The organism is Microbacterium sp. WHRI 7836 (assembly GCF_040223885.2).
Lineage (GTDB): Bacteria > Actinomycetota > Actinomycetes > Actinomycetales > Microbacteriaceae > Microbacterium > Microbacterium oxydans.
In genome coordinates this window covers 2,971,566-2,990,773 of sequence record NZ_CP168171.1, presented here as the reverse complement: position 1 = coordinate 2,990,773, position 19,208 = coordinate 2,971,566, and the positions used below count along the sequence as shown (strand labels likewise).

Sequence of the window (19,208 nt, the reverse complement as noted above, 5' to 3'; positions counted from 1 at the left end):
TTCAGGTGCGGCGCGCGTACTGGGCGGCCAGCAGCCAGGCGAGATAGATGCCGCCGACCGAGACCGTCACGACGCCGACCGGCACGGCGACGAGTTGGGCGACGGCATCCGACACCACGACGAGCGCGGCCCCGGTCAGCATCACGGGCACGGTGCCCATCGGGGTGTTCGAGCGGGTGAGGCGCTGCGAGATCTGCGGGGCGGCGAGAGCGATGAACGATATGGGTCCGGCGGCGGCGGTGACGAGCGCGACCAGGGCAACGCCGAACACCATCGCCGCGAGGCGGGTGCGTCCGGGACTGATGCCGAGGGCGGTCGCTGCGTCGTCGCCCATCTCGAGCACCGGGAGCGTGCGGGCGAGCGGGAGGGACAGCAGCATGACGATCGCGAACACGAGAGTCGCCGGGATCAGCTGGTCGAACCCGAGCGAGGCGATCGAACCTGCCCCCCAGGTCGCTGCCATCATCGCCTTCTCGACACTGACCGAGATCAGGATCCACGAGGTGAGGGAGCCGAGTCCTGCCGAGACGCCGATGCCGACGATGATGAGCCGGAACGACGACATCGTGTTCTTGTTCGCCAGCACGTAGACGAGAAGTGCGGTGAACAGGCCGCCGATGAGTGCGCCGACCGCCTTGAACATGTAGGTGTTCAGTTCGAGCACGACCATCACGAGCGTCACACCGAACTGGGCCCCGATGCCGAAGCCGATGATGTCCGGGGAGCCGAGCGGGTTGCGCGTGAGGGACTGGAAGATGCCACCGGCGAGGGCCAGGGCAGCGCCGCACAGCACGGCGAACAGCACCCGGGGCAGGCGCCATTCGACGACCACCTGGCGGATGTCGGGGTCGGAGGAGGGATCGAAGATCGCCCGGATGACGGCCGCGAAGTCGACCTCGTAGGCGCCGAGCGTCATGGAGAAGAGGCCGGCTCCGACGATCACGACGAGGAGGATGAGGCACACGACCACGGAGCGCACCGGGATGAGGGTCGCGACGCGCGCGGTCTCGATCCGGAACAGGCGCCGACCGTGGTCGACGGGCGCGACGTCGGTCGGCCGCGCTGGCGTCCCCGACGCGGTGACCGGCTTCTGATCGATGCTCACAGCCCGCTCACCCGCTTGCGGCGCACGAGCACGATCAGGATCGGGGCTCCGAGGAGGGCGGTGACGATCCCGACGCGCATCTCCCCGTTCGGGAGCACGATGCGGCCCAGGACATCGGCGAGGAGCAGGAAGGCGGGGCCGATGATCATCGAGTACGCGAGCACCCATCGTTGATCGGGTCCGGTGAACCAGCGCACGATGTGGGGGATCATGAGTCCGACGAACGCGATGGGTCCGGCGGCGGCGACGCTGGTTCCCGCCAGCAGGGTGACGGCGATGATGACGAGGATGCGGGTCACCCGCACGCGCGCGCCGAGTGCCTGCGCCAGGTCGTCCCCGAGTGCCAGGGCGTTCAGGGAGCGCGCGCACAACAGACCGATCAGCAGCCCGGCGACGATCAGCGGCACGGCCCAGGTGAGCTGGTCGATCGTGCGTCCACCGATCGAGCCGACACCCCAGAACCGCATGACCTGAAGCGTGCTGGTGTCGCGCAGCACGATGGCGGTGGTGAACCCGGTGAAGGCGGCGCCCAGGGCCACCCCGGCGAGGGTGAGCTTCATCGGGGTCGCGCCCGAGGCGCCGAAGGAACCGAGGATGTACACGAGTAGGGTGAGCACGAAGGCGCCGCCGAGGGCGAAGGGCACGTAGGCGCCGGGGGTGGTGAACCCGAGCACGCCGACGGCGAACGTGACGGCGAACGACGCACCGGCATTGACCCCGAGGATGCCGGGGTCGGCGAGAGGGTTGCGGGTGAATGCCTGGATCAGTCCGCCGCACACGGCGAGAGCCGCGCCCACGACGATGCCGAGCAGGGTGCGGGGCACGCGCAGCTCCATGACCATCAGGTGCAGCGGGTTCTCGTCGTCGTAGGTGAAGAGCGACTGCAGGACGGTGACGGGGTCGATCGCGCGGGCGCCGACGGCGAGCGAGGCGATGGCGGCGATCGCCAGCACGCCCGCGGCGATGACGAGTCCCAGAACGAGCGTCCCGTTGCGGTGCGGGGAGCCGCCTTCGCGACTCCCCGCACCCGTGTTCGAGACGTCCGTGACGTCGTCTGTCGTCAGGGACATCCCGTGCGTCACTTGCCGGTGATGGTCGGCTCGCCCTGCAGTGCGCCCGCGAGGTCGTCGACGTACTTCGGCAGGATGTACTTCAGCGAGAGCACGGTGGGTGCGCTGATGGCGGAGGCCTCGGCGTCGTCGGCGTAGATCACGTACGAACCGTTCGCGATCGGGTTCCAGCGGGAGACGACCTTGTTCTCGACGGTGTACTTCCCCTCGTCGGCGCTGCCGCCCCACGCGGCGAACAGGTCGGCCTGGACGTCGTAGAGCTTCTCGAGGCTGACGCCGGTGTACCAGTTGTCGCCCTCGGCGGTCTTGAGGAAGCTGTCCATCGCCGAGGTGGACGTGAATCCGAGGGCCTCGGTGATGCGCACCCGCGGGTCGTACTCGAGGTAGACGCCGAGGTCGGTGCCGCCCTCGTTCAGGGTCAGACCCCAGACGAAGGTCTTGTCCTGGAACTCGGGATGCTCGCCGGCGAGAGTGGTGATCTGCTCCTCGGTCTCGGCGATCAGCTCGTCGGCCTTGTCCTCTTCCGACAGGGCCTTGCCGACCGTGCGGGTCATGTCCTCCCACGTGCCGGGGTTCCACGGACCTTCGATGTAGGGGACGGTCGGGGCGATCTCGGTCAGGCGCTCGTACTCGATGTCGGAGATGCCCGAGTACAGGCTCAGGATCAGGTCGGGCTTGAGCTCCTTGATGGCCTCGTAGTTGGGGCCGTCTTCGAGGAAGGGGATGATCTCGGGCGTCTCGCCGTACTCTTCGGTGACGTAGTCCTCGAACCAGGGCTGGTAGCCGCTCTCGCCCGCGCCCCACACCTCTTCCATGCCCACGGGGTTGGTGCCGAGGGCGGCGACGATGTCGGCCGTCATCCAGCCGAGGGTGACGATGCGCTGCGGCTTCTCGGGGATCACGGTCTTACCGTGGCCGTGCTCGATCACCACGCCGTCGGTTGCGGTGGGCGCCGAATCGGCAGCTTCACCGTGCGCGGTCGAGCACCCGGCCAGCGTGAGGGCGGCGGCGACGGCCGCGGCGACGAGGGCGGAGCCTCGGCGGATCTTCGGGCGCGCAGAAGCGTGCGACATGGTTCTCCTTCGGGAAGGGGGGAGGGTGTTGCCGCATCGACGCGGCGAGAAGTTAGGTAAGCATGCCCTAACAGAACGATGCTAGAACGCGGATGCGGCGCTCAGTGTTGCGGGAGCGACGACTTGTATCGCGGAACCGACAAACGCCGGTCGGATCGACCGTCGGGCGACCGGGAATGCCGTGCCGTCAGCGCCAGTACAGCTGGTGGGCGGCGTCGGAATGCACCCGTGCCACGTGCTGTCGCGGGGTCAGGCCGAAGCGGTCCTTGAATGCGGCGGAGAAGGCGCTCGTCGTGGCGTAGCCGCAGCGGTGCGCGGCGGCGCCGATGGGGGTGCCGTCCACGACCAGTCGGGCTCCGAGAGTCATCCGCACTCCGGTGCGCCAGCGCCCGAAGCTCATGCCGACGTCGTTCTGGAAGATGCGCAGCACCGTGCGCTCGTGGAGGCCGTGGGCGAGGAACAGCTCGATCGCACTGCGGGGGTCGCCGGGGTCGGCGAGCACGGTCTGCACGAGAGCTGCCACGCGTTCGTCGGCGGGCATCGGCACCTCGCCCCACTCGCTCGCGGCCTCCGGAAGCGGCTGTTGGAGCATCTCGATCAGGACGGACTGGATGCGCACGCGCAGGTCGGTGGGCATGTCGTTGATGCCGAGGTGCAGCAGCATCTCCTGCACGGCGCGCGGCACGAGCACCCGGGTGATGCCGTCGATCGGGGTGATCAGCGCGGAGTCGGGGATGTAGGTGTAGCAGCCCGTCGAGTCCGCCTCGTGATGAGCGGTGTGCGGGGTGTTGGCCGGGATCCATACGCCCTGACCGGGAGCGAGTCGCCACCGCGCATCCTGCAGGTGCACCCACACCGTGCCGCGATAGCACCAGGCCAGCATCGGGTCGGCGTGGCTGTGCGGGGGAGAGAGCGGACGGGTTCCCGTGTCTTCGGCGGTGACCACACCAGTGCCCATCAGGTACGGCTCGTTCACGGTCGACGGATACCAGGGGCTCGCCGCCCAGTCGTCCTGCCGGTATGAGTTCATTCGTGCTCCGCGTGACGGGCTGCGCCGCGGGCTCGAAATCCGGCCTGCCGTCCTCGCCATGCTAACGGGGTCCGGTGCGGTGCGGTGCGGTGCGGTGCGGTGCGAGTGCGACGCGAGGCCCGATGATGGAGGTATGCCCTCCGCTCATCGCCCCGGTCTGCGGGTCTCGTCGGGTCTCACGATCCCCGAGGCCGAGCTGTCGTGGCGCTTCTCGCGGTCGTCCGGTCCGGGCGGTCAGGGCGTGAACACGGCCGATTCCCGTGTGGAGCTGGTGTGGGATGCGGCGCGTTCGCCGGTGCTCTCACCGCATCAACGCGAGCGACTGCTCGACCGGTTGAGCGGTCGTCTGGTCGACGGCGTGCTGACGATCGCCGCCTCAGAACACCGCGCACAGCTGCGGAACAGGGATGCGGCGCGCGATCGACTCGTCGCTCTCGTGGAGGAGGCGCTGCGTCCGCCCGCTCCGCCGCGTCGAGCGACGAAGCCGAGTCGGGGATCGAAGGAGCGCCGGCTGAAGGCGAAGCAGCGGCGCACGGATGTCAAGAGCCTGCGTCGGCGCCCGCGCGACGACTGAACCGACAGTGAACGAGGGCGATGCCCGATCGTGATCCTCGGGCGCACCTGAAGTCCCTATGCTCGACGCCATGGTCGACCAGGTCGGGTGGGTTCCGGAGTCCCAGTACCGTCGCGCCGTGGGTCTCCTCCGTGGCTGGGTGACGGGGCTGGCGATCCTGGGCGTCGTCGGGGTGCTGATCCTCGGTGCGTTGATGTTCCGCTGGGTGTTCCAGGTCTCGCCCTTCCCCGTGGTCGTGTCGTCGCCGGCGGCGTGTCATCTTGGCGGCGATCCGCAGGACCCCAGGTTGTACGTGGCGGTCGACGTGCAGAGGATAGTTGACGGGGCGCTCGTGGACGCATCATCGTTGGGCCCTTCGGGATGGACTGTCGAGGCCGCAGGGGTCGCCGCGTCGATGCCCGAGTTCGCTGCCCTGGATGACGCGGCGTTGACGCGCATCATCGAGCGGGCGGCGGCGGATTCCTCGATGCTCAGCGCGAAGAGGCCCACCGGCGTTCTGCTCGTGGTGCTCGACACCGAGGGTGAGAGCAGCGGGAGCCTCGCCGGACTCCGCACCAAGTGGGTGTTGGGGGAGCCCGTCCACCAGCAGGATGTGCCTCTGGGAATCGAGTTCACGCCCTCCGGTTGCACGGTGACGACCGTTCGATGAGGGCTCTCTAGCTGGCGGATCCGCTGAGGCCGGCTTCGACCGGCGCCCAGCCGTTCTCGAGGATCACGAATCCCGCTTCGAGCGTCCCGAAGGGGTCGTCGTTCTCGTTCACGAGCAGCTGCATCTGCAGGATGAACCGCGAGTAGACCCGGATCTCCGGGGTGGGTGTATCGAGTCCCAGTTCGTCGGCGATCGCGTCGGAGAGGGCGTCTTCGTGTCGGAGCCACATCTTCGCCGCGTAGTCGCGCAGCGCCGGTGTCTCGTTCAGGAAGCGCATGAAGGTGCGAGTGATCTCGTCTCCGTGCTCGTCGACGTTCGCGCGGAGCTCTGAGGCGTAGAAGTCATGGATCGCGCGGTTGATCGTGCTCCCCGACGGGCGCTCGCGGACGGCGGCGACCAGGCGATCGCGCTGCTCGTCGTCTTCGTCGAACACCAGCGCCTCCTTTTGAGGGAAGTGCGCGAACACGGTCGTGGGGGAGACATCTGCGGCATCGGCGACCTCGCGGATGCTCACCTCATCGAAGCCGCGTTCCAGGAACATGGCCGTCGCGACGTCGGAGATCGCCTTGCGGGTCGCGGCCTTCTTCCGTTCGCGGCGACCGAGAGGTGCGGGATTGGTCATGTTCGAGAGTCTATCGTGAACCCACTATAAAACTGGCTTGACACCAAAACTGGTATGACTACACTTTCGGTATGACTTCACCCACCTCTCTCACGCGACGGGACCAGAACCGCGCGTGGATCATGCTCATCGTGCTCACGATGCTCACCGTCATCGGAATGACGGTCGTCCTCCCGGTCCTGCCCTTCGTCGTGCTCCAGTACGTCTCGCACGAGAGCGACCTGGCCATCTGGGTCGGCGTGCTCGAAGCGATCAACGGCCTCTGCGCCTTCCTGGTCGCGCCCTTCCTCGGACGTCTCTCAGACCGCTTCGGACGTCGACCCGTGATCATCGTCGCGGCATTCGGTGCCGCCTTCTCGATGGCGCTGTTCGGATTCGGCGGAGCGCTCTGGGTGCTCGTGCTCGCCCGCGTCATCCAGGGCCTCACCGCGGGCGATCTACCCGCCCTCTTCGCCTACCTGGCCGACATCACCCCGCCGGACCAGCGGGCCAAGCGCTTCGGCCTCCTCGGTGCGCTCTCGGGGATCGGCACCATGATCGGTCCGGCCATCGGAGGACTGCTCGCCGCGATCAGCATCCAGCTCCCGGTGTTCCTCACCGCCGCCGTAGCCCTCACGATCGCGATCCTCAGCATCTTCCTCCTCCCGGAGAGCCTGAAGCCGGGCAACAGGATCGCCGCGATCAAGCTGCGCGACGTGCAGCCCTTCGCTGTCTTCAAGGAGGCGTTCGGACGCAAGGAGCTGCGCGGACTGATGATCGGCTTCGGCCTGCTCGCGCTGCCGTTCGGGTTCTTCGTGAACAACTTCAGCGTGCTCGCCCTGGATTCCATCCAGTGGGGGCCGACCCAGATCGGACTCCTGACCGCGGCCGTCGGCATCATCGACATCCTCATCCAGGGCGTGCTGCTGGGCATCCTGCTTCCGCGCATCGGCGAGCGCGGAGTGATCGTGAGCGGCATCGTCGCGCAGATGATCGGTCTCGCGGCCCTCGCCGTCGTGGCGTCCGTCTTCGCGCAGCCGTGGGTGTTCATCGTCGGCGCCCTCATGCTGGCCGCCGGCCAGGGGGCGTCCCAGGCCGCGATGGACGGGGCGATGTCCAACGCCGTCGGCGACGACGAGCAGGGCTGGCTCGGCGGAGCCACCCAGTCGTTGAACGCGGCGATGGGCACGGCAGCCCCGCTCATCGCCGGTGCGCTCTACGCACTGGTCAGCCACGCGGCCCCGTACTGGCTCGGGGTCGCGCTCATGATCGTGGCGGTGATCGTCGTCAGCCGCGCGCACATCGCGAACACCGCGAAGCGCCCGGCCGGCGAGACGACGGGCGACGCTCCCGCGGCACTCGTGGAGACGGCCGGCTGAGGTTCAGTCCGAGGGGGTTGTCGGGCGCGGCAGCCCCCTCAGCTGTGCGATCGACGCCAGCAACTCTTCCGGCGCGGTTCCGATGCTTCCGAGCACCGCGGCGGCTGCCGCGCTGAACCCCGCCGTGTCGATCGGGAGCCGTGCCACGTTCGGCACCAGTCCCTTCTCGTTCGTCACCCACTGGCCGGCGGCCGCGTGCCAGGCATGGGCGATCAGCATGGCCGCTGTGGTTCCGCACAGCGCCACGTAGGCGGCATCGCCCGTCTTCGCGCCCTTCGTGGCTGCGTTCAGCAGGAAGTCGACCTGCCAGAGATTCTCGATGAACGCCGCGCGAAGGGCGTCGGGGTACGGAGTCACGCTTTGAGCCAGCGCGACGAGGATCCCGTCCGGGTCGCAGAGCGGCACGCCGGTCGCCACCTCACCCGCATAGGCGACGTCGAGGAAGCCGAGCGGATGTCCCGGCTGGGAGTGGAAGGCGAACTCGCCACGGGCGGCGCGGGCGCACTGGCCCTCGACGCGGGTCACGTCGCGGAGGATGAGGTCGACCGGTGCGCCGTCGACGATCAGCCAGGCCCCGCTGTCGACCCAGGGTCCCCATCCGCCGCGGCCGGCGATCTCGACGTCTTCGCCGGTCCATCCGCTCGCTGCCTCCGCGAGGGCGGTCAGGTCGACGTCCGCCTCCACATACAGCCCCAGATCGATGTCGGAGTCGGGGCGGTGCGTCCCTCGCGCGCGGCTGCCGCCCAACGCGACGGCTCGCACCCCTGGCACCTTTCCCAGGTCGTCGGCCATGGAGCGGAGGCGGTGTTCATCGAGCACGACACCGATCGTACTCATGCGGATTCCCCGGTGCGGATCCCGCCGGCGTCAGTCCTTTCCGCCGCGCACGAGCTCGAGCCCTGCGCCGGCGAACTGCCGCAGGGTCGCGTCCGGGAGGAAGGCCCGGGTGAGCGCTCCGCCGATGCGGGTGAGGTCGCTCTCGTCACGGAACAGCAGGTACATGGTCTCGTACCGCGGGTGGAACTTCTGCTTGAAACGGTGCAGCGACCCGAAGCCGTACACCGGTTCCAGGGCCTCGGCGAGCCGGTCGCTGAGCGCTGCGATCATCCCGGCATCCGGTGGATAGTCGTGGGCGAGCGGTGCCCCTGAGAGCGACATGATCTGTGCGCCCTCGTCGGCGAACTGGCGGGCGGAGGATCCGATGAGGTACTCCATCACCGGCCCGAAGCCGCCCTCGCGACGCCGCATGAGGTCGAGGGTCCAGCCGCGCACGACGCCGCCTTCGCCGTAGACCGGCAGCCACGACAGGAACCCGTCGACGTCGCCGTTCGGTGCGAGGGCCAGCGCGAGTCGCACCTCCGGGTCTTCCGCCTCGTCGAGCGTGCCGAGCGTGAAACGCATCTCCGGCAGATCCTTGTCTCCCACCCAGGCCTCCGAGATCGCGCGCAACTGCTGCTGCACACCCCACGGTTCGGCCTTCAGGTGCGTCATCCGGAACGTCATCTCCTCGCGGCCCGCCTTGTTGAGCGAGGTGCGGACGGAGTTCCAGCGCTTGCCGGTGAACTCCAGGCCAGGGAGGTCGACGATCGTGTCGTCCGCCACCACGATGCTCCGCCATGTCGAGGGCACGGCGGCGCGCGTGGCTTCGTCGGCGCTGAAGAAGCACGGCACGAGACCGGCCAGCTCGGCGGCGTGGATGAAGTCGGTCACGGCCTCGGCGCGCGTCTGTGCCGGTCCGATCGGGTCGGCGAGGGCGAGGGCGACGCCGTTGCGCCGCTGGTAGGCCACGATGCCGCCGATGACTCTGGCGTAGCTGTTGCCCTCCCACGTCGTCATCCACGACAGCGTGCCGCCTCCGTGCGTGCGCAGCTGCTGCTTCATGTCCTCGACGGTGGGGGCGGGTTGCATGCCGAGCTTGGCTCGCCGCTTGGCGCGGAAAGCGCGGCGTACCCAGATCAGGTACACGAGCATGATCAGCCAGAGGAACCCGTTCGCCAGAGCGAGCTCGGTGTCTCCATCCCAACGGAAATCGACCTGAGCCTGGCTGTACACCGTGATCAGGATCAGCACGAGAGTGGCAGTGAGGACGTTGAAGATCCCCAGCAGCAGCGCGAGCACCCAGGTCCAGCGGCGCCCGCGCCGGAGGCCGTTCACCAACACGAGGATCACGACGAGGTCGATCGCCAGGTCGATGAATCCGCCGGACGCGGGATCGGTCTGGCCGAAGGGGCCGTCGGTCGCCACGAACGTCGTGATGATCTCCACGGCGCCGAGGACGAGCATCGCGACCACGGCGATCAGCCGCTGCTCGCGGACCGTGGTGTGCCGCACCCGCAGCGACCGGTCGACCACGAGGATCAGCAGCACCGCGAGGAGGTGTTCGAGGTCGGCGACCTTGCCCCAGAACAGCATCGCGATGAAGACGAAGCCGAGCAGGATGAGCCAGCCGCGCACTCGCCACGGCGGACGGAACAGCCCGACCGCGGCGGCGATGCAGGCCATGGTGCCGCCGGATGCCCCCACGTCGAGTGCCTGGGCCTGCTCCGTCGCCCAGGCCCAGGGGAACTGCGACAGCAGGAACAGCAGCAGCGCGGTGGCGAAGATCGCGAACAGCTGCCCGATCCAGTAGTAGGCGAGCGCGATGCGCGACCCGCGACGGAACTCCAGGTAGGCCATGCCCCAGAAGCCCGCGATGGTGAACAGATACACCCACGGCTCGTTGACGAAGAACGTGCCGGTGAGCGGAGTCCACCACTTGCCGTCGGCCAGGTTGGGAAGACCGTAGGCGACGCTCTGGAAGAGCGCGGTCTCCTCGAACGGTGTCCAGAGTCCGCGCGAGACCACCCCGACGACGAGGATCAGCAGCACCATCGTCAGCGTCGCGGGGATGCGCCGGACGACGGCGATCACGGGATGCGGAGAGGGGGAGTGCTCCTCGGTCATGCGCTCAGCGTAGCGAGGGAGGTGGCTCCGCCGCGGAGGCCGCTCCTACTCGCCGCGGAGAACCCGTCGGAGGTCGGCGATCTCCTCGGCCGTCATCCCACCGCTGCGCAGATAGCCCGACACGTCTCCGTGATTCGCGGTGATCCACTCCATCGCCGTCTCGATCGCCGACGCCGGCGACTCGGTGGCGAGGGTCTTCAGCGCCGGGGTGAGGGGGACTCCGAGAGAGGTGATCAGCGCGGTGAGGGCCTCGGCGAATCCGCGCGCGAGGTTCTTCTCCGTGAGGGTGTAGTCGGCGACGATCTCCTCACGGGGAACCTCCGCGACGAGCAGCAGGATCGCGGCAGCGAGGCCGGTGCGGTCCTTACCCGCAGTGCAGTGGAACAGCACTCCCGGCCGCTCGGTGCGCGCGGCGGCGAGCACCGTCCTGGCGATGGTGGCGAACTGCGGGGCACTGGACTCCAGGATCGAGGTGTAGAGCTCCTCCAGCGTCGGCACTTGCTTCAGCACCTCGGTGACCTGGGTCACGGAGAGACCAGCGCTCCCGGCCGCGGGGAGGAACTTCTTGACCATCTCGTCCATCGCCCCGCCCTGCATGGGAAGTTCGATCAGTGTCACGCTGCCGTCGTCGGGCAGTCGGTCGGCGGCACGGGAGCGCTCGCCGTCCGTGCGCAGGTCGATGACCGTGCCGATACGCAGATCGGTCAGGGCCTGCATCCCCTCATCCGTCAATGCAGCCAGCGCGTCCGACCGGAAGAGGAGGCCGGAGGCGAGCGTCCCGCCGTCGGAGGTCGGGAGTCCCGTGAGTTCGCGGGCGTTGTGGGTCGTCTGCAAAGCGGTTGAGATGTCGATGGTCATTCTGGCCTCTCCTGGGTGTGCGGCCAGAATATCGGTGTGGCGGGAACGCGCGGCTTCGACACGGAAACCGCGCGTTCCCGCCCGTCGTCTCAGCCGTTCACGGCCTTCTCGATGGCCTGCTCGAGGTCGTCCCACTCCTGCAGCACGACTTTCTCCCCGGCGACGAAGAAGGTCGGCGTGCTGTTGACCCCGAGCTTCTCACCGTCCGTCTTGTCGGACTGCACCCGCTCCGCGGTGGCCGGATCGGCGATCGCGGCGTCGTAGGCGGCCATGTCGAGGCCGAGCTCCTCGGCGAAGCCTCGGAACACCTCAGGGGTCTCCTCTGGCTGCTCGCCCCACTGCGCCTGGGTCTCGAACAGGCGGTGGTACATGTCCTCGAAGCGGTCCTGACGAGCGGCCGCCTCGGCGGCCAACGCGGCCTGCGTGGAGTTGATGTGACCGGGAAGCGGGAAGTAGCGCACGACGTAGGTGATCTCTCCGTCGTACTTCTCGCGGAGATCTTCCACCACGGGGTAGAACGCACCGCACGCCTCGCATTCGAAGTCGAGGAACTCGACGACGGTCACGGCGCCGTCGCCCCCGTCGTCGAGCACATGCGAGTCGGTGCGGACGGTCTGCTGCGGTTCTCCTTCTGCCGAGGGTGCGGCGGGTTGCTGCTGGCTGATCGCGAACACGATCCCGGCGATCAGCAGGACGATGGCGACGGCGATGGCGACCAGGGTCGCTTTGACAGAGTTCTTCATGGGGTCTCCAGACACACGGGTACGACGAGGGAAGGTGCCGCCGGCGGGCGGCGCGGACGCTCGTCGTGGATCAGGTGCGGGAGATGGAGAGCTGCGTGAGGGTGAGGGCGGAGACGAGGATGCCAGAGCCCGCCCGGCTCGGAGTCGCCGCGTGCGGAGAGTGGACGTCGAGCGTCCGTGTCGAATGGCCCGTGAGCCGGCGGAACAGCAGGATCAAGGCGACGGACCCCAGCACCGCGAGCAGGCAGATGCCCACGCCGGAGGACAGCACATCGACCGTCGCTGCGCTCTCGACATCGGCTGAGGTCGGGGCAGCCGCGGCCGACTCCGAGACACCGGAGGCGAGACACAGTGTCGCGTGCACGTCGGCGGAACCCCGAGACGTCGACCAGGCGCCGACGACGAGCAGGAGCGCGAGGCCGACGGCGATGATCACACGGGCGATCAGCAGCCGTTCGGCCCCCGCTCGCGGCGACGGATCAAGCGATGGGGGCAACATTTCCCGCGCAGTCTAGCAACGCCGCCTCTGTCCTCCCCGGGGCCGGAGCGGTCGCGACACGCCTAGACTGGAGGGGTGGCGAGACTACTGATCGTCGGCGGCTTCCTCGCCGCCGTGTTCTGGGTGTTCAGCATCGTCGACTGTGCAGTGCAGCCGGCGACGCGGCACCGGGGTGTGTCCAAACCGCTCTGGATCGCGATCGTCGTGCTCCTTCCCGTGATCGGCGGCATCCTCTGGTTCGTGATCGGCCGCCGTCGGGCCAACGATCCCGGTGTCCGTCCTGTCGTCGCACCGGATGACGACCCTGCTTTCCTCCGTAGCATCAGCAAGTCCGAGCAGGATGCGCGTATCCGCCGCCTCGAGGAAGAGCTGGCACGCCTCGACGACGAGACCGACGAGCCTCCTGCCACGGACCAGCGCCCGTGACGTCGTCGCCGGCGATGGACGCCGCGGCGACCCTGATCGCCGAGCTCGTCGGCCACGGTGTGCGCGACATCGTGGTGTCGCCGGGCTCGCGGTCGCAGGCACTCGCGCTCGCCGCTGTGCGTGCCGCCGATGACGGACACCTCCGCGTGCACGTCCGCATCGACGAGCGGGTCGCGGGGTTCACCGCCCTCGGCATCGCCAGGGAGACACGCATGCCCGCAGCGGTGGTGTGCACCTCGGGGACGGCCGTCGGCAACCTGCTTCCCGCGGTCATGGAGGCGTTCCACTCCGGGGTCCCGATGCTCCTGCTCACCGCCGACCGCCCCCCGGAGCTGCGCGGCGTCGGCGCCAACCAGGCGACGCTACAGGAAGGCCTCTTCCGTCCGTGGGTGCGTGACGCGCTCGATGCTCCCGTGCCGGGCGAGGGCGACTGGGCCGGACTCGCCGAACGGGCGGTCGCCGCGTCGATGGGGGCACGCGAGGTCGAGAGCGGCCTCCGTGGCGTCGCCGGGCCCGTGCACCTGAACCTTCCCACGAGAGAGCCCCTCTCGGGGGACCTTCCCTCCATCGAACCCGTCCGGGGCGAAGTTCCCTCGGGGCTGAAGGAGGAGCCGTTCGAACTCGACCGCAGCCGGCGCACCGTCGTGATCGCCGGCGCCGATGCCGGCCCCGATGCCGAAGAGATCGCGCATGCCGGTGGGTGGCCGCTGATCGCCGAGATCGTGAGCGGTGCGCGGTTCGGACGTCAGGTCGTGCACGGCTACCGTCGCCTGCTGGTTCGCGAAGACCTCGGCGGACGCATCGAGCGGGTCGTGGTGCTGGGCCATCCCACTCTCAGCCGCGAGGTCGCCGCGCTGCTCGCGCGACAGGACGTCGAGATCGTCGCCGTGCGCCACGGCGGCGAGGAGTTGAACCTCAACCATCGCACGCGCGGAGTCGACGCGGTCGCGGTCACCCCGGGGGCCGCCGATCGCGACTGGCTCGGTGAGTGGATGCGCGCGTCCGCCGCTGAGGTCGTGGACCTGAGCGAGCACGCCCCCGACCCGGAGGCGCTGGCATCCGCCGACTTCGCTGCGCGCAGAGAAGCGGTGAAAGCCGAGCTCGACGCGGTCCGCCGCCCGCTCGATCGCGAGCTCCTCGTCGATGCCGTGTGGCGCGCCACCTGGCCGCACGATCGCCTGGTGTTCGGATCCTCGCGCCTGGTGCGCGTCGCCGATCAGGTGCTCGGCGGCAAGAAGGTCCCCGTCCACGCCAACCGCGGTCTCGCCGGCATCGACGGCACGATAGCCACCGCGACAGGTGTCGCGATCTCCAGTCAGGCGGCCGGAGCACCAGGGATCACCCGTGTGCTGCTGGGCGATCTGGCCTTCCTGCACGATGTCGGCGCTCTGCTGCTGCCGCCGGACGAGACGGAGCCTCGGCTGCAGGTCATCGTCGGGAACGACGGCGGCGGCACGATCTTCGATGCCCTCGAGGTCGCATCCTCCGCGCGGCCGGGCGACCTCGACCGGGCCTTCTACACGCCGCACACCGTCCGCCTCGAACACCTCGCCCTCGCCTACGGCTGGGAGTACCAGCGCGTCACCACCCGCACGGCACTCGATCAGGCGCTGACCTCGCCGCGCGGCGGCCGTCAGATCATCGAGGTGCCGCTGGCGCGTTGACTGGCAGGATGTGCGTATGAACGCGCACACCTGGACGCAGAAGCTGCGAGTCGGCGCGGGATTCCGTCTCGCCGATGTCGACCCCGATGCCAAGCCCGGCTACGACCACGGCAAGTCGCACGGGGTCTCCGACCTCGCGGCAGGCCTGGCGGACCTCAACGTGCTGCAGGAACGGCTGTTCGCCGAGAGCCGCGTCGGCGTGGCGAAGGACGCCGTTCTCCTGGTGCTGCAGGCGATGGACTCCGCGGGCAAGGGCGGCATCGTGCGGCACGTTGTCGGCGGTGTCGATCCGCAGGGCGTCGCGCTCGCCGCATTCAAGGCGCCGACGGCCGAGGAGCGCGCGCACGACTTCCTCTGGCGTGTCGAGAAGCGTCTGCCGGAGCCGGGGTTCATCGGGGTGTTCGATCGCTCGCACTACGAGGATGTGCTGATCGGGCGCGTGCGCGAACTCGCCCCGCCCGCGGAGATCGAGCGCCGCTACGACGCCATCAACGAGTTCGAGGCGCGCGTCGCGGCATCGGGCACCCGGATCGTGAAGGTCATGCTGCACATCTCGCCCGAAGAGCAGAAGGCGCGGCTGATGGAGCGCCTCGAACGTCCGGACAAGTACTGGAAGTACAACCCGGGTGATGTGGACGAGCGGATGCTCTGGCCGCAGTACATGGACGCGTATCAGACCGTCTTCGACCGCACGTCGACCGACGCGGCCCCGTGGTTCGTGATCCCGGCGAATGCGAAATGGTACGCGCGACTCGCGGTGCAGGAGCTGCTGCTCGCGGCACTGGAGGACATCGATCCGCAGTGGCCGAGTGCCGACTTCGACGTCGAGGCCGAGAAGAAGCGCCTCGCCGCCAGTTGAGCGTGCGCCGCGGTCAGGCCAGCGCGTCGACCAGCGGACGGAACTTCACGCGCGTCTCGAGCAGTTCGCTCTCGGGATCGGAGCCGGCGACGATACCGGCGCCCGCGTATGCGGTCACGCCGATCTCTCCCGCCCGTTCGGTGAACTGGGCGCAGCGGAGCGCGATCGCCCACTCGCCGTTGCCTGCGGCGTCCACCCAGCCGACGGGGCCCGCGTAGCGCCCGCGATCGAAGGGCTCGAGCTCGCGGATCGCCGCGATCGCCGCGGGTGTCGGGGTGCCGGCCACAGCCGCAGTCGGGTGCAGCGCGCGGACGAGGTCGAGTGCCGTCTCGCCGGACGCGAGCTCGCCTTCGACATCGGTGGCCAGATGGAACAGGTTGGGGAGCTTCAGCAGGAAGGGCTGCTCGCTCGCCGCCAGAGCCCTGGTGTGGGCGCGCAGCGAGGCGAGCACGCTCTGCACGGCGTACTGGTGCTCGTCGAGATCCTTCACGCTCGACGCGAGATGAGCGGACGCGGCGGTATCGGCATCCGCATCGGCTCCGCGGCCGATCGTGCCCGCCAGCACCCGCGCGGTCACCGTGCCCCCGTGCACGGTCACGAGCGTCTCCGGGCTCGCGCCGATCAAGCCGTCGACGGCGAAGGCCCAGGTGTCGGGGTAGCCGGTCGACAGGGCGCGCACCAGACGCCGCAGGTCCGATCCGGCGGGGATGCTGCCGGTGAGGTCGCGTGCGAGCACGACCTTGCTCACCTCGCCGTCGGCGATGCGGGTGAGGGCGCGGCGCACCGAGTCCTGGTAGCCCTGAGGCGTCTGGGCCCCCGGACCCACCGTGCCGGCCCAGTGCGGTCCATAGGGCTGCGTGACCAGGTCGACCTGATGCTCCGGCGCACCTGCCTGCGCGGCGCCGGCGAAGCGGATCGTGGTGCGCCAGAAGCGGTCGCCGTGTCGTCCGATCACCTGCGTCGGGATCACCAGCACGCTGTCGGCTGTCGAATCCTCATCGAATGCGATGGTTCCGAAGGCGACGAGCCCGGTGCCGGGAAGCTCCATCGGGTCGGACACCTCGGCATGCGCGGCCATGTCCCGCCAGGCGCTCGCGAGCGACGTGACGCGTGACGCTTCCGCATGTGCGGGAGGCCGGATCTCGCTGAGGGTCTGGCCGACGGCGACGATCCCGTCTCCGCGCCGCAACCAGGCCAGAGGACGGGCGGGGTCGGCGTACGCCAGGAGGTCTTCGACCGGGTCGATCTCTCGGGTCTCCACGACCAGGTGGGGGGTATGCACGCATCCAGCCTATGCCGCTCAGACGACAGGGATCCGCGTGGCCGTAGGGTGAGCGGATGAGCGATGCACGCCCCGCACCCGGCACCGAGATGGTCTTCCAGTGGCGCAAGTGGGACGGCTCGCCGCACTGGCGGCACGAGTGCGTGTATCTCGGTGCCGACCGGTGGGGCGATTGGCTCGGACAGCCCGTGGGGTGGCACAGCGTGCGACCGGGCGCGGAGTTCCACGCCGGGGGTCCGAACGTCACCCTGGTTCCGGCCGACGGCGACCATGCCGTGACCGTCAACCGCCGTCACCGCAGGGGCATGCGCATCTACATCGACCTGGGGTGGGACATCCACTGGTCCGACGATCCGCTCCTCGTGACCGGGATCGACATGGACCTCGACGTGGTGCGGGTCGCGGGCGAGCGCGGCACCTGGGTCGACGACCGCGACGAGTGGGCCGAGCACAGTGTGCGCTACGGGTATCCCGCGGACGTCATGGCCCATCTCGAATCCCTGGCCCTCGACCTCGAGACGCGGGTGCGTGCGCAGGTCGCCCCGTTCGACGACGCCACCGTCGACCCCTGGCTCGACCGCCTCGAAGCGCTGGGCCTCCCGCCTAGACTGGACTCGTGACCTCGAACGAGAAGAACCGCGCCGATCTCGGCAAGGACCCCGCCCGCGTCAGCGGCATGTTCGACCAGGTCGCCGCGGGCTACGACCGCACGAACACCGCCATGACGTTCGGCAACGACGTGCTCTGGCGGGCAGCCACCACGCGAGCCGTGGCTCCGAAGCCGGGTGAGCGCATCCTCGACCTCGGTGCCGGAACGGCGTCGTCGTCGGCCTCCCTCGCGCGCAGCGGCGCCGAGGTGGTCGCAGCCGACTTCTCCCCGGGGATGCTCGCCGAGGGGGAGCGGCGGCACGGCGCGATGCGCAACCTGTCGTTCGTGCAGGCCGATGCCACCGATCTGCCGTTCCCCGACTCCTCGTTCGACGCGGTCACCATGTCTTACGCGCTGCGCAACGTGAACGATCCGAAGAAGGCGCTTCGCGAGCTGTATCGGGTCACGAAGCCCGGGGGCCGGCTCGTGATCAACGAGTTCTCGACGCCGCCGGGGAAGCTCTTCCGCAGCGCATACAGGTTCTACAACGCGCAGGTGCTGCCCCGTGTCGCCCGCGTGGCCGGCACCAACGGCGATGCCTACGACTATCTGAACGAGTCGATCAGGGAGTGGCCCGATCAGAAGCGGCTCTCCGCGTGGATCCGTGAGGCGGGCTGGAGCGAGGTCGCGTACCGCAATCTCTCGTTCGGCATCGTGGCCCTGCACAGAGCGCGCAAGCCGGAGTGAACCGTCCGGGCGAAACCGTGACATCGGACGAAGGTAGGCTGAGAACGTGACTTCGAGCCCCATCGCCCCGGGTTCGCGACTGGCGAGCCGTCTCGGCTTCAGCGATCGCGTCTTCATCGGCCCCGCCGCCCGCCGCGTCGCCCGCGCCATCGAGGACGGGCTGGAACTCGTCGAGACCGGTCTGGCCGACGACGTCCGTGTCGCCGACCCTCTGGCCGATGCCGCGAGTCGCTATCTGTACGAGGCAGGTGGCAAGCGCATCCGCCCCGTGCTCACCCTCCTCGCCGCCCAGCTCGGCGACGGCAACACCACCCAGGTCATCGACGTCGCGAAGGCGCTCGAGATCACGCATCTCGGATCGCTCTATCACGACGATGTGATGGACGGAGCCGATCGCCGTCGCGGGGTACCGGCTGCCCACGCCGTGTGGGGCAACAACATCGCGATCCTCACGGGCGACATCCTGTTCTCCCGTGCCAGCCAGTTGATGTCCCGACTCGGTGAGCGCGCGATCCGTCTTCAGGCCGACACCTTCGAGCGGCTCGTCCTCGGTCAGATGCACGAGACCCTGGGCCCGCAGGAGGGCGACGACCCGATCGAGTTCTACATCCAGGTGCTCGCCGACAAGACGGGTTCGCTGATCGCCGCGGCCACGCAGGGCGGTGTGATCTTCTCGAACGCTCCGTCGGAGTACGAGGAGCCGCTGCGCGTGTACGGCGAGAAGATCGGCGTGGCTTTCCAGCTGCTCGACGATGTGATCGACCTCTCGGCGAAGCCCGAGGAGACCGGCAAGGTGCCGGGCACCGACCTGCGCGCCGGCGTTCCGACCATGCCCTACCTCCTGTTGAAAGCGGAGGACGACGCGGGTGCGGTCGATCTCGCGGCGCGCATCGACGACGGTGTGGCCCTGATCGCCGACGGCGCGGACTCCGCGATCCTCGACGGCCCGCTGGATGAGCTGCGCGATCACGCGGTCACGCAGAAGACCCTCGAGCTCGCGCACGCCTGGACACAGGATGCGATCGATGCCCTCACGCGCCTGCCGCGGGGGACCGTGCGCGAGGCACTGACCCGCTTCGCAGAGACCCTCGCCGAACGCTCCAGCTGAATCCGCGCG

At 69.1% G+C, this 19,208-nt stretch carries 20 protein-coding genes; 9 read left to right on the top strand and 11 right to left on the bottom strand.

Annotation, left to right across the window (positions count from 1 at the left end):
- Nucleotide 1: 1 nt before the first annotated feature.
- From ABRP18_RS14440 to ABRP18_RS14425, 4 genes are all read right to left on the bottom strand, one after another.
- Nucleotides 2-1,105, bottom strand: coding sequence for an iron chelate uptake ABC transporter family permease subunit (locus ABRP18_RS14440; protein ID WP_349884880.1), 1,104 nt, complete (start codon nucleotides 1,103-1,105; stop codon nucleotides 2-4).
- Complete coding sequence (locus tag ABRP18_RS14435) at nucleotides 1,102-2,175, bottom strand: iron chelate uptake ABC transporter family permease subunit (protein WP_349884879.1); 1,074 nt, start codon at nucleotides 2,173-2,175, stop codon at nucleotides 1,102-1,104. The genes ABRP18_RS14440 and ABRP18_RS14435 overlap by 4 nt, the downstream gene beginning before the upstream one ends.
- An 8-nt stretch (nucleotides 2,176-2,183) precedes the next feature.
- The gene (locus ABRP18_RS14430; RefSeq protein WP_349884878.1) at nucleotides 2,184-3,248 is read right to left on the bottom strand and encodes an iron-siderophore ABC transporter substrate-binding protein; all 1,065 of its coding nucleotides are present in this window, start codon (nucleotides 3,246-3,248) and stop codon (nucleotides 2,184-2,186) included.
- Between the two features lie 187 nt (nucleotides 3,249-3,435).
- Complete coding sequence (locus ABRP18_RS14425) at nucleotides 3,436-4,278, bottom strand: AraC family transcriptional regulator (RefSeq protein ID WP_349884877.1); 843 nt, start codon at nucleotides 4,276-4,278, stop codon at nucleotides 3,436-3,438.
- A 133-nt stretch (nucleotides 4,279-4,411) separates the two neighbouring features.
- On the opposite strand from ABRP18_RS14425, the gene arfB reads away from it, so the two are divergent.
- Complete coding sequence (arfB, locus tag ABRP18_RS14420; RefSeq protein WP_141368663.1) at nucleotides 4,412-4,852, top strand: alternative ribosome rescue aminoacyl-tRNA hydrolase ArfB; 441 nt, start codon at nucleotides 4,412-4,414, stop codon at nucleotides 4,850-4,852.
- A 70-nt stretch (nucleotides 4,853-4,922) separates the two neighbouring features.
- Nucleotides 4,923-5,501, top strand: coding sequence for a hypothetical protein (locus tag ABRP18_RS14415; protein ID WP_349884876.1), 579 nt, complete (start codon nucleotides 4,923-4,925; stop codon nucleotides 5,499-5,501).
- 7 nt (nucleotides 5,502-5,508) lie between these two features.
- Here ABRP18_RS14415 and ABRP18_RS14410 read toward each other — a convergent pair whose 3' ends face one another.
- Complete coding sequence (locus ABRP18_RS14410) at nucleotides 5,509-6,123, bottom strand: TetR/AcrR family transcriptional regulator (RefSeq protein ID WP_046747787.1); 615 nt, start codon at nucleotides 6,121-6,123, stop codon at nucleotides 5,509-5,511.
- Nucleotides 6,124-6,194: 71 nt separating this feature from the next.
- Here ABRP18_RS14410 and tet(42) point away from each other — a divergent pair, with 71 nt between their 5' ends.
- Complete coding sequence (gene tet(42) / locus ABRP18_RS14405) at nucleotides 6,195-7,481, top strand: tetracycline efflux MFS transporter Tet(42) (RefSeq protein ID WP_349884875.1); 1,287 nt, start codon at nucleotides 6,195-6,197, stop codon at nucleotides 7,479-7,481.
- A gap of 3 nt (nucleotides 7,482-7,484) precedes the next feature.
- Here the strand turns inward: tet(42) and ABRP18_RS14400 are convergent, their stop codons facing one another.
- The 5 genes from ABRP18_RS14400 to ABRP18_RS14380 form a co-directional block, all read right to left on the bottom strand.
- A complete protein-coding gene (locus tag ABRP18_RS14400) occupies nucleotides 7,485-8,318 on the bottom strand; it encodes a nucleotidyltransferase domain-containing protein (RefSeq protein WP_349884874.1) in 834 nt (277 codons plus the stop codon).
- A gap of 30 nt (nucleotides 8,319-8,348) precedes the next feature.
- On the bottom strand, nucleotides 8,349-10,424 hold the full coding sequence (locus tag ABRP18_RS14395; RefSeq protein ID WP_349884873.1) for a DUF2156 domain-containing protein: 2,076 nt from the start codon (nucleotides 10,422-10,424) through the stop codon (nucleotides 8,349-8,351).
- A gap of 45 nt (nucleotides 10,425-10,469) precedes the next feature.
- The gene (locus ABRP18_RS14390; RefSeq protein WP_349884872.1) at nucleotides 10,470-11,282 is read right to left on the bottom strand and encodes a tyrosine-protein phosphatase; all 813 of its coding nucleotides are present in this window, start codon (nucleotides 11,280-11,282) and stop codon (nucleotides 10,470-10,472) included.
- A gap of 89 nt (nucleotides 11,283-11,371) precedes the next feature.
- Nucleotides 11,372-12,025, bottom strand: coding sequence for a thioredoxin domain-containing protein (locus ABRP18_RS14385; protein WP_046747790.1), 654 nt, complete (start codon nucleotides 12,023-12,025; stop codon nucleotides 11,372-11,374).
- Nucleotides 12,026-12,095: 70 nt separating this feature from the next.
- On the bottom strand, nucleotides 12,096-12,524 hold the full coding sequence (locus ABRP18_RS14380) for a hypothetical protein (RefSeq protein WP_349884871.1): 429 nt from the start codon (nucleotides 12,522-12,524) through the stop codon (nucleotides 12,096-12,098).
- A gap of 75 nt (nucleotides 12,525-12,599) precedes the next feature.
- On the opposite strand from ABRP18_RS14380, the gene ABRP18_RS14375 reads away from it, so the two are divergent.
- From ABRP18_RS14375 to ABRP18_RS14365, 3 genes are read left to right on the top strand one after another with little or no spacing between them, the layout of a single operon-like run.
- Nucleotides 12,600-12,950 (top strand): PLD nuclease N-terminal domain-containing protein, encoded by a 351-nt coding sequence (locus ABRP18_RS14375; RefSeq protein WP_046747792.1) that lies wholly within the window; start codon nucleotides 12,600-12,602, stop codon nucleotides 12,948-12,950.
- A gap of 14 nt (nucleotides 12,951-12,964) precedes the next feature.
- Entirely contained in the window at nucleotides 12,965-14,614 is a 1,650-nt protein-coding gene (gene menD, locus ABRP18_RS14370; protein ID WP_349885362.1) for a 2-succinyl-5-enolpyruvyl-6-hydroxy-3-cyclohexene-1-carboxylic-acid synthase, read from the top strand.
- Nucleotides 14,615-14,630: 16 nt separating this feature from the next.
- The gene (locus tag ABRP18_RS14365) at nucleotides 14,631-15,473 is read left to right on the top strand and encodes a polyphosphate kinase 2 family protein (RefSeq protein ID WP_349884870.1); all 843 of its coding nucleotides are present in this window, start codon (nucleotides 14,631-14,633) and stop codon (nucleotides 15,471-15,473) included.
- Nucleotides 15,474-15,486: 13 nt separating this feature from the next.
- Here ABRP18_RS14365 and ABRP18_RS14360 read toward each other — a convergent pair whose 3' ends face one another.
- Nucleotides 15,487-16,755 (bottom strand): isochorismate synthase MenF, encoded by a 1,269-nt coding sequence (locus ABRP18_RS14360; RefSeq protein WP_061016897.1) that lies wholly within the window; start codon nucleotides 16,753-16,755, stop codon nucleotides 15,487-15,489.
- 56 nt (nucleotides 16,756-16,811) lie between these two features.
- Here ABRP18_RS14360 and ABRP18_RS14355 point away from each other — a divergent pair, with 56 nt between their 5' ends.
- The 3 genes from ABRP18_RS14355 to ABRP18_RS14345 are packed head-to-tail and all read left to right on the top strand — an operon-like array spanning nucleotide 16,812 to nucleotide 19,199.
- A complete protein-coding gene (locus tag ABRP18_RS14355; protein ID WP_058632561.1) occupies nucleotides 16,812-17,375 on the top strand; it encodes a DUF402 domain-containing protein in 564 nt (187 codons plus the stop codon).
- Nucleotides 17,372-18,091, top strand: a complete 720-nt coding sequence (locus tag ABRP18_RS14350) for a class I SAM-dependent methyltransferase (protein ID WP_349884869.1) — start codon at nucleotides 17,372-17,374, stop codon at nucleotides 18,089-18,091. The genes ABRP18_RS14355 and ABRP18_RS14350 overlap by 4 nt, the downstream gene beginning before the upstream one ends.
- A 46-nt stretch (nucleotides 18,092-18,137) precedes the next feature.
- The gene (locus ABRP18_RS14345) at nucleotides 18,138-19,199 is read left to right on the top strand and encodes a polyprenyl synthetase family protein (RefSeq protein ID WP_061016898.1); all 1,062 of its coding nucleotides are present in this window, start codon (nucleotides 18,138-18,140) and stop codon (nucleotides 19,197-19,199) included.
- The last annotated feature ends 9 nt before the right edge of the window (nucleotides 19,200-19,208 follow it).

What these genes read in the sequence shown, in the direction of transcription:
- ABRP18_RS14435 (WP_349884879.1), bottom strand. Translation starts at nt 2,175, where the DNA reads ATGTCCCTGACGACAGACGACGTCACGGACGTCTCGAACACGGGTGCG.
- ABRP18_RS14430 (WP_349884878.1), bottom strand. Translation starts at nt 3,248, where the DNA reads ATGTCGCACGCTTCTGCGCGCCCGAAGATCCGCCGAGGCTCCGCCCTC.
- ABRP18_RS14425 (WP_349884877.1), bottom strand. Translation starts at nt 4,278, where the DNA reads ATGAACTCATACCGGCAGGACGACTGGGCGGCGAGCCCCTGGTATCCG.
- arfB (WP_141368663.1), top strand. Translation starts at nt 4,412, where the DNA reads ATGCCCTCCGCTCATCGCCCCGGTCTGCGGGTCTCGTCGGGTCTCACG.
- ABRP18_RS14415 (WP_349884876.1), top strand. Translation starts at nt 4,923, where the DNA reads ATGGTCGACCAGGTCGGGTGGGTTCCGGAGTCCCAGTACCGTCGCGCC.
- ABRP18_RS14410 (WP_046747787.1), bottom strand. Translation starts at nt 6,123, where the DNA reads ATGACCAATCCCGCACCTCTCGGTCGCCGCGAACGGAAGAAGGCCGCG.
- ABRP18_RS14400 (WP_349884874.1), bottom strand. Translation starts at nt 8,318, where the DNA reads ATGAGTACGATCGGTGTCGTGCTCGATGAACACCGCCTCCGCTCCATG.
- ABRP18_RS14395 (WP_349884873.1), bottom strand. Translation starts at nt 10,424, where the DNA reads ATGACCGAGGAGCACTCCCCCTCTCCGCATCCCGTGATCGCCGTCGTC.
- ABRP18_RS14390 (WP_349884872.1), bottom strand. Translation starts at nt 11,282, where the DNA reads ATGACCATCGACATCTCAACCGCTTTGCAGACGACCCACAACGCCCGC.
- ABRP18_RS14385 (WP_046747790.1), bottom strand. Translation starts at nt 12,025, where the DNA reads ATGAAGAACTCTGTCAAAGCGACCCTGGTCGCCATCGCCGTCGCCATC.
- ABRP18_RS14380 (WP_349884871.1), bottom strand. Translation starts at nt 12,524, where the DNA reads ATGTTGCCCCCATCGCTTGATCCGTCGCCGCGAGCGGGGGCCGAACGG.
- menD (WP_349885362.1), top strand. Translation starts at nt 12,965, where the DNA reads ATGGACGCCGCGGCGACCCTGATCGCCGAGCTCGTCGGCCACGGTGTG.
- ABRP18_RS14365 (WP_349884870.1), top strand. Translation starts at nt 14,631, where the DNA reads ATGAACGCGCACACCTGGACGCAGAAGCTGCGAGTCGGCGCGGGATTC.
- ABRP18_RS14355 (WP_058632561.1), top strand. Translation starts at nt 16,812, where the DNA reads ATGAGCGATGCACGCCCCGCACCCGGCACCGAGATGGTCTTCCAGTGG.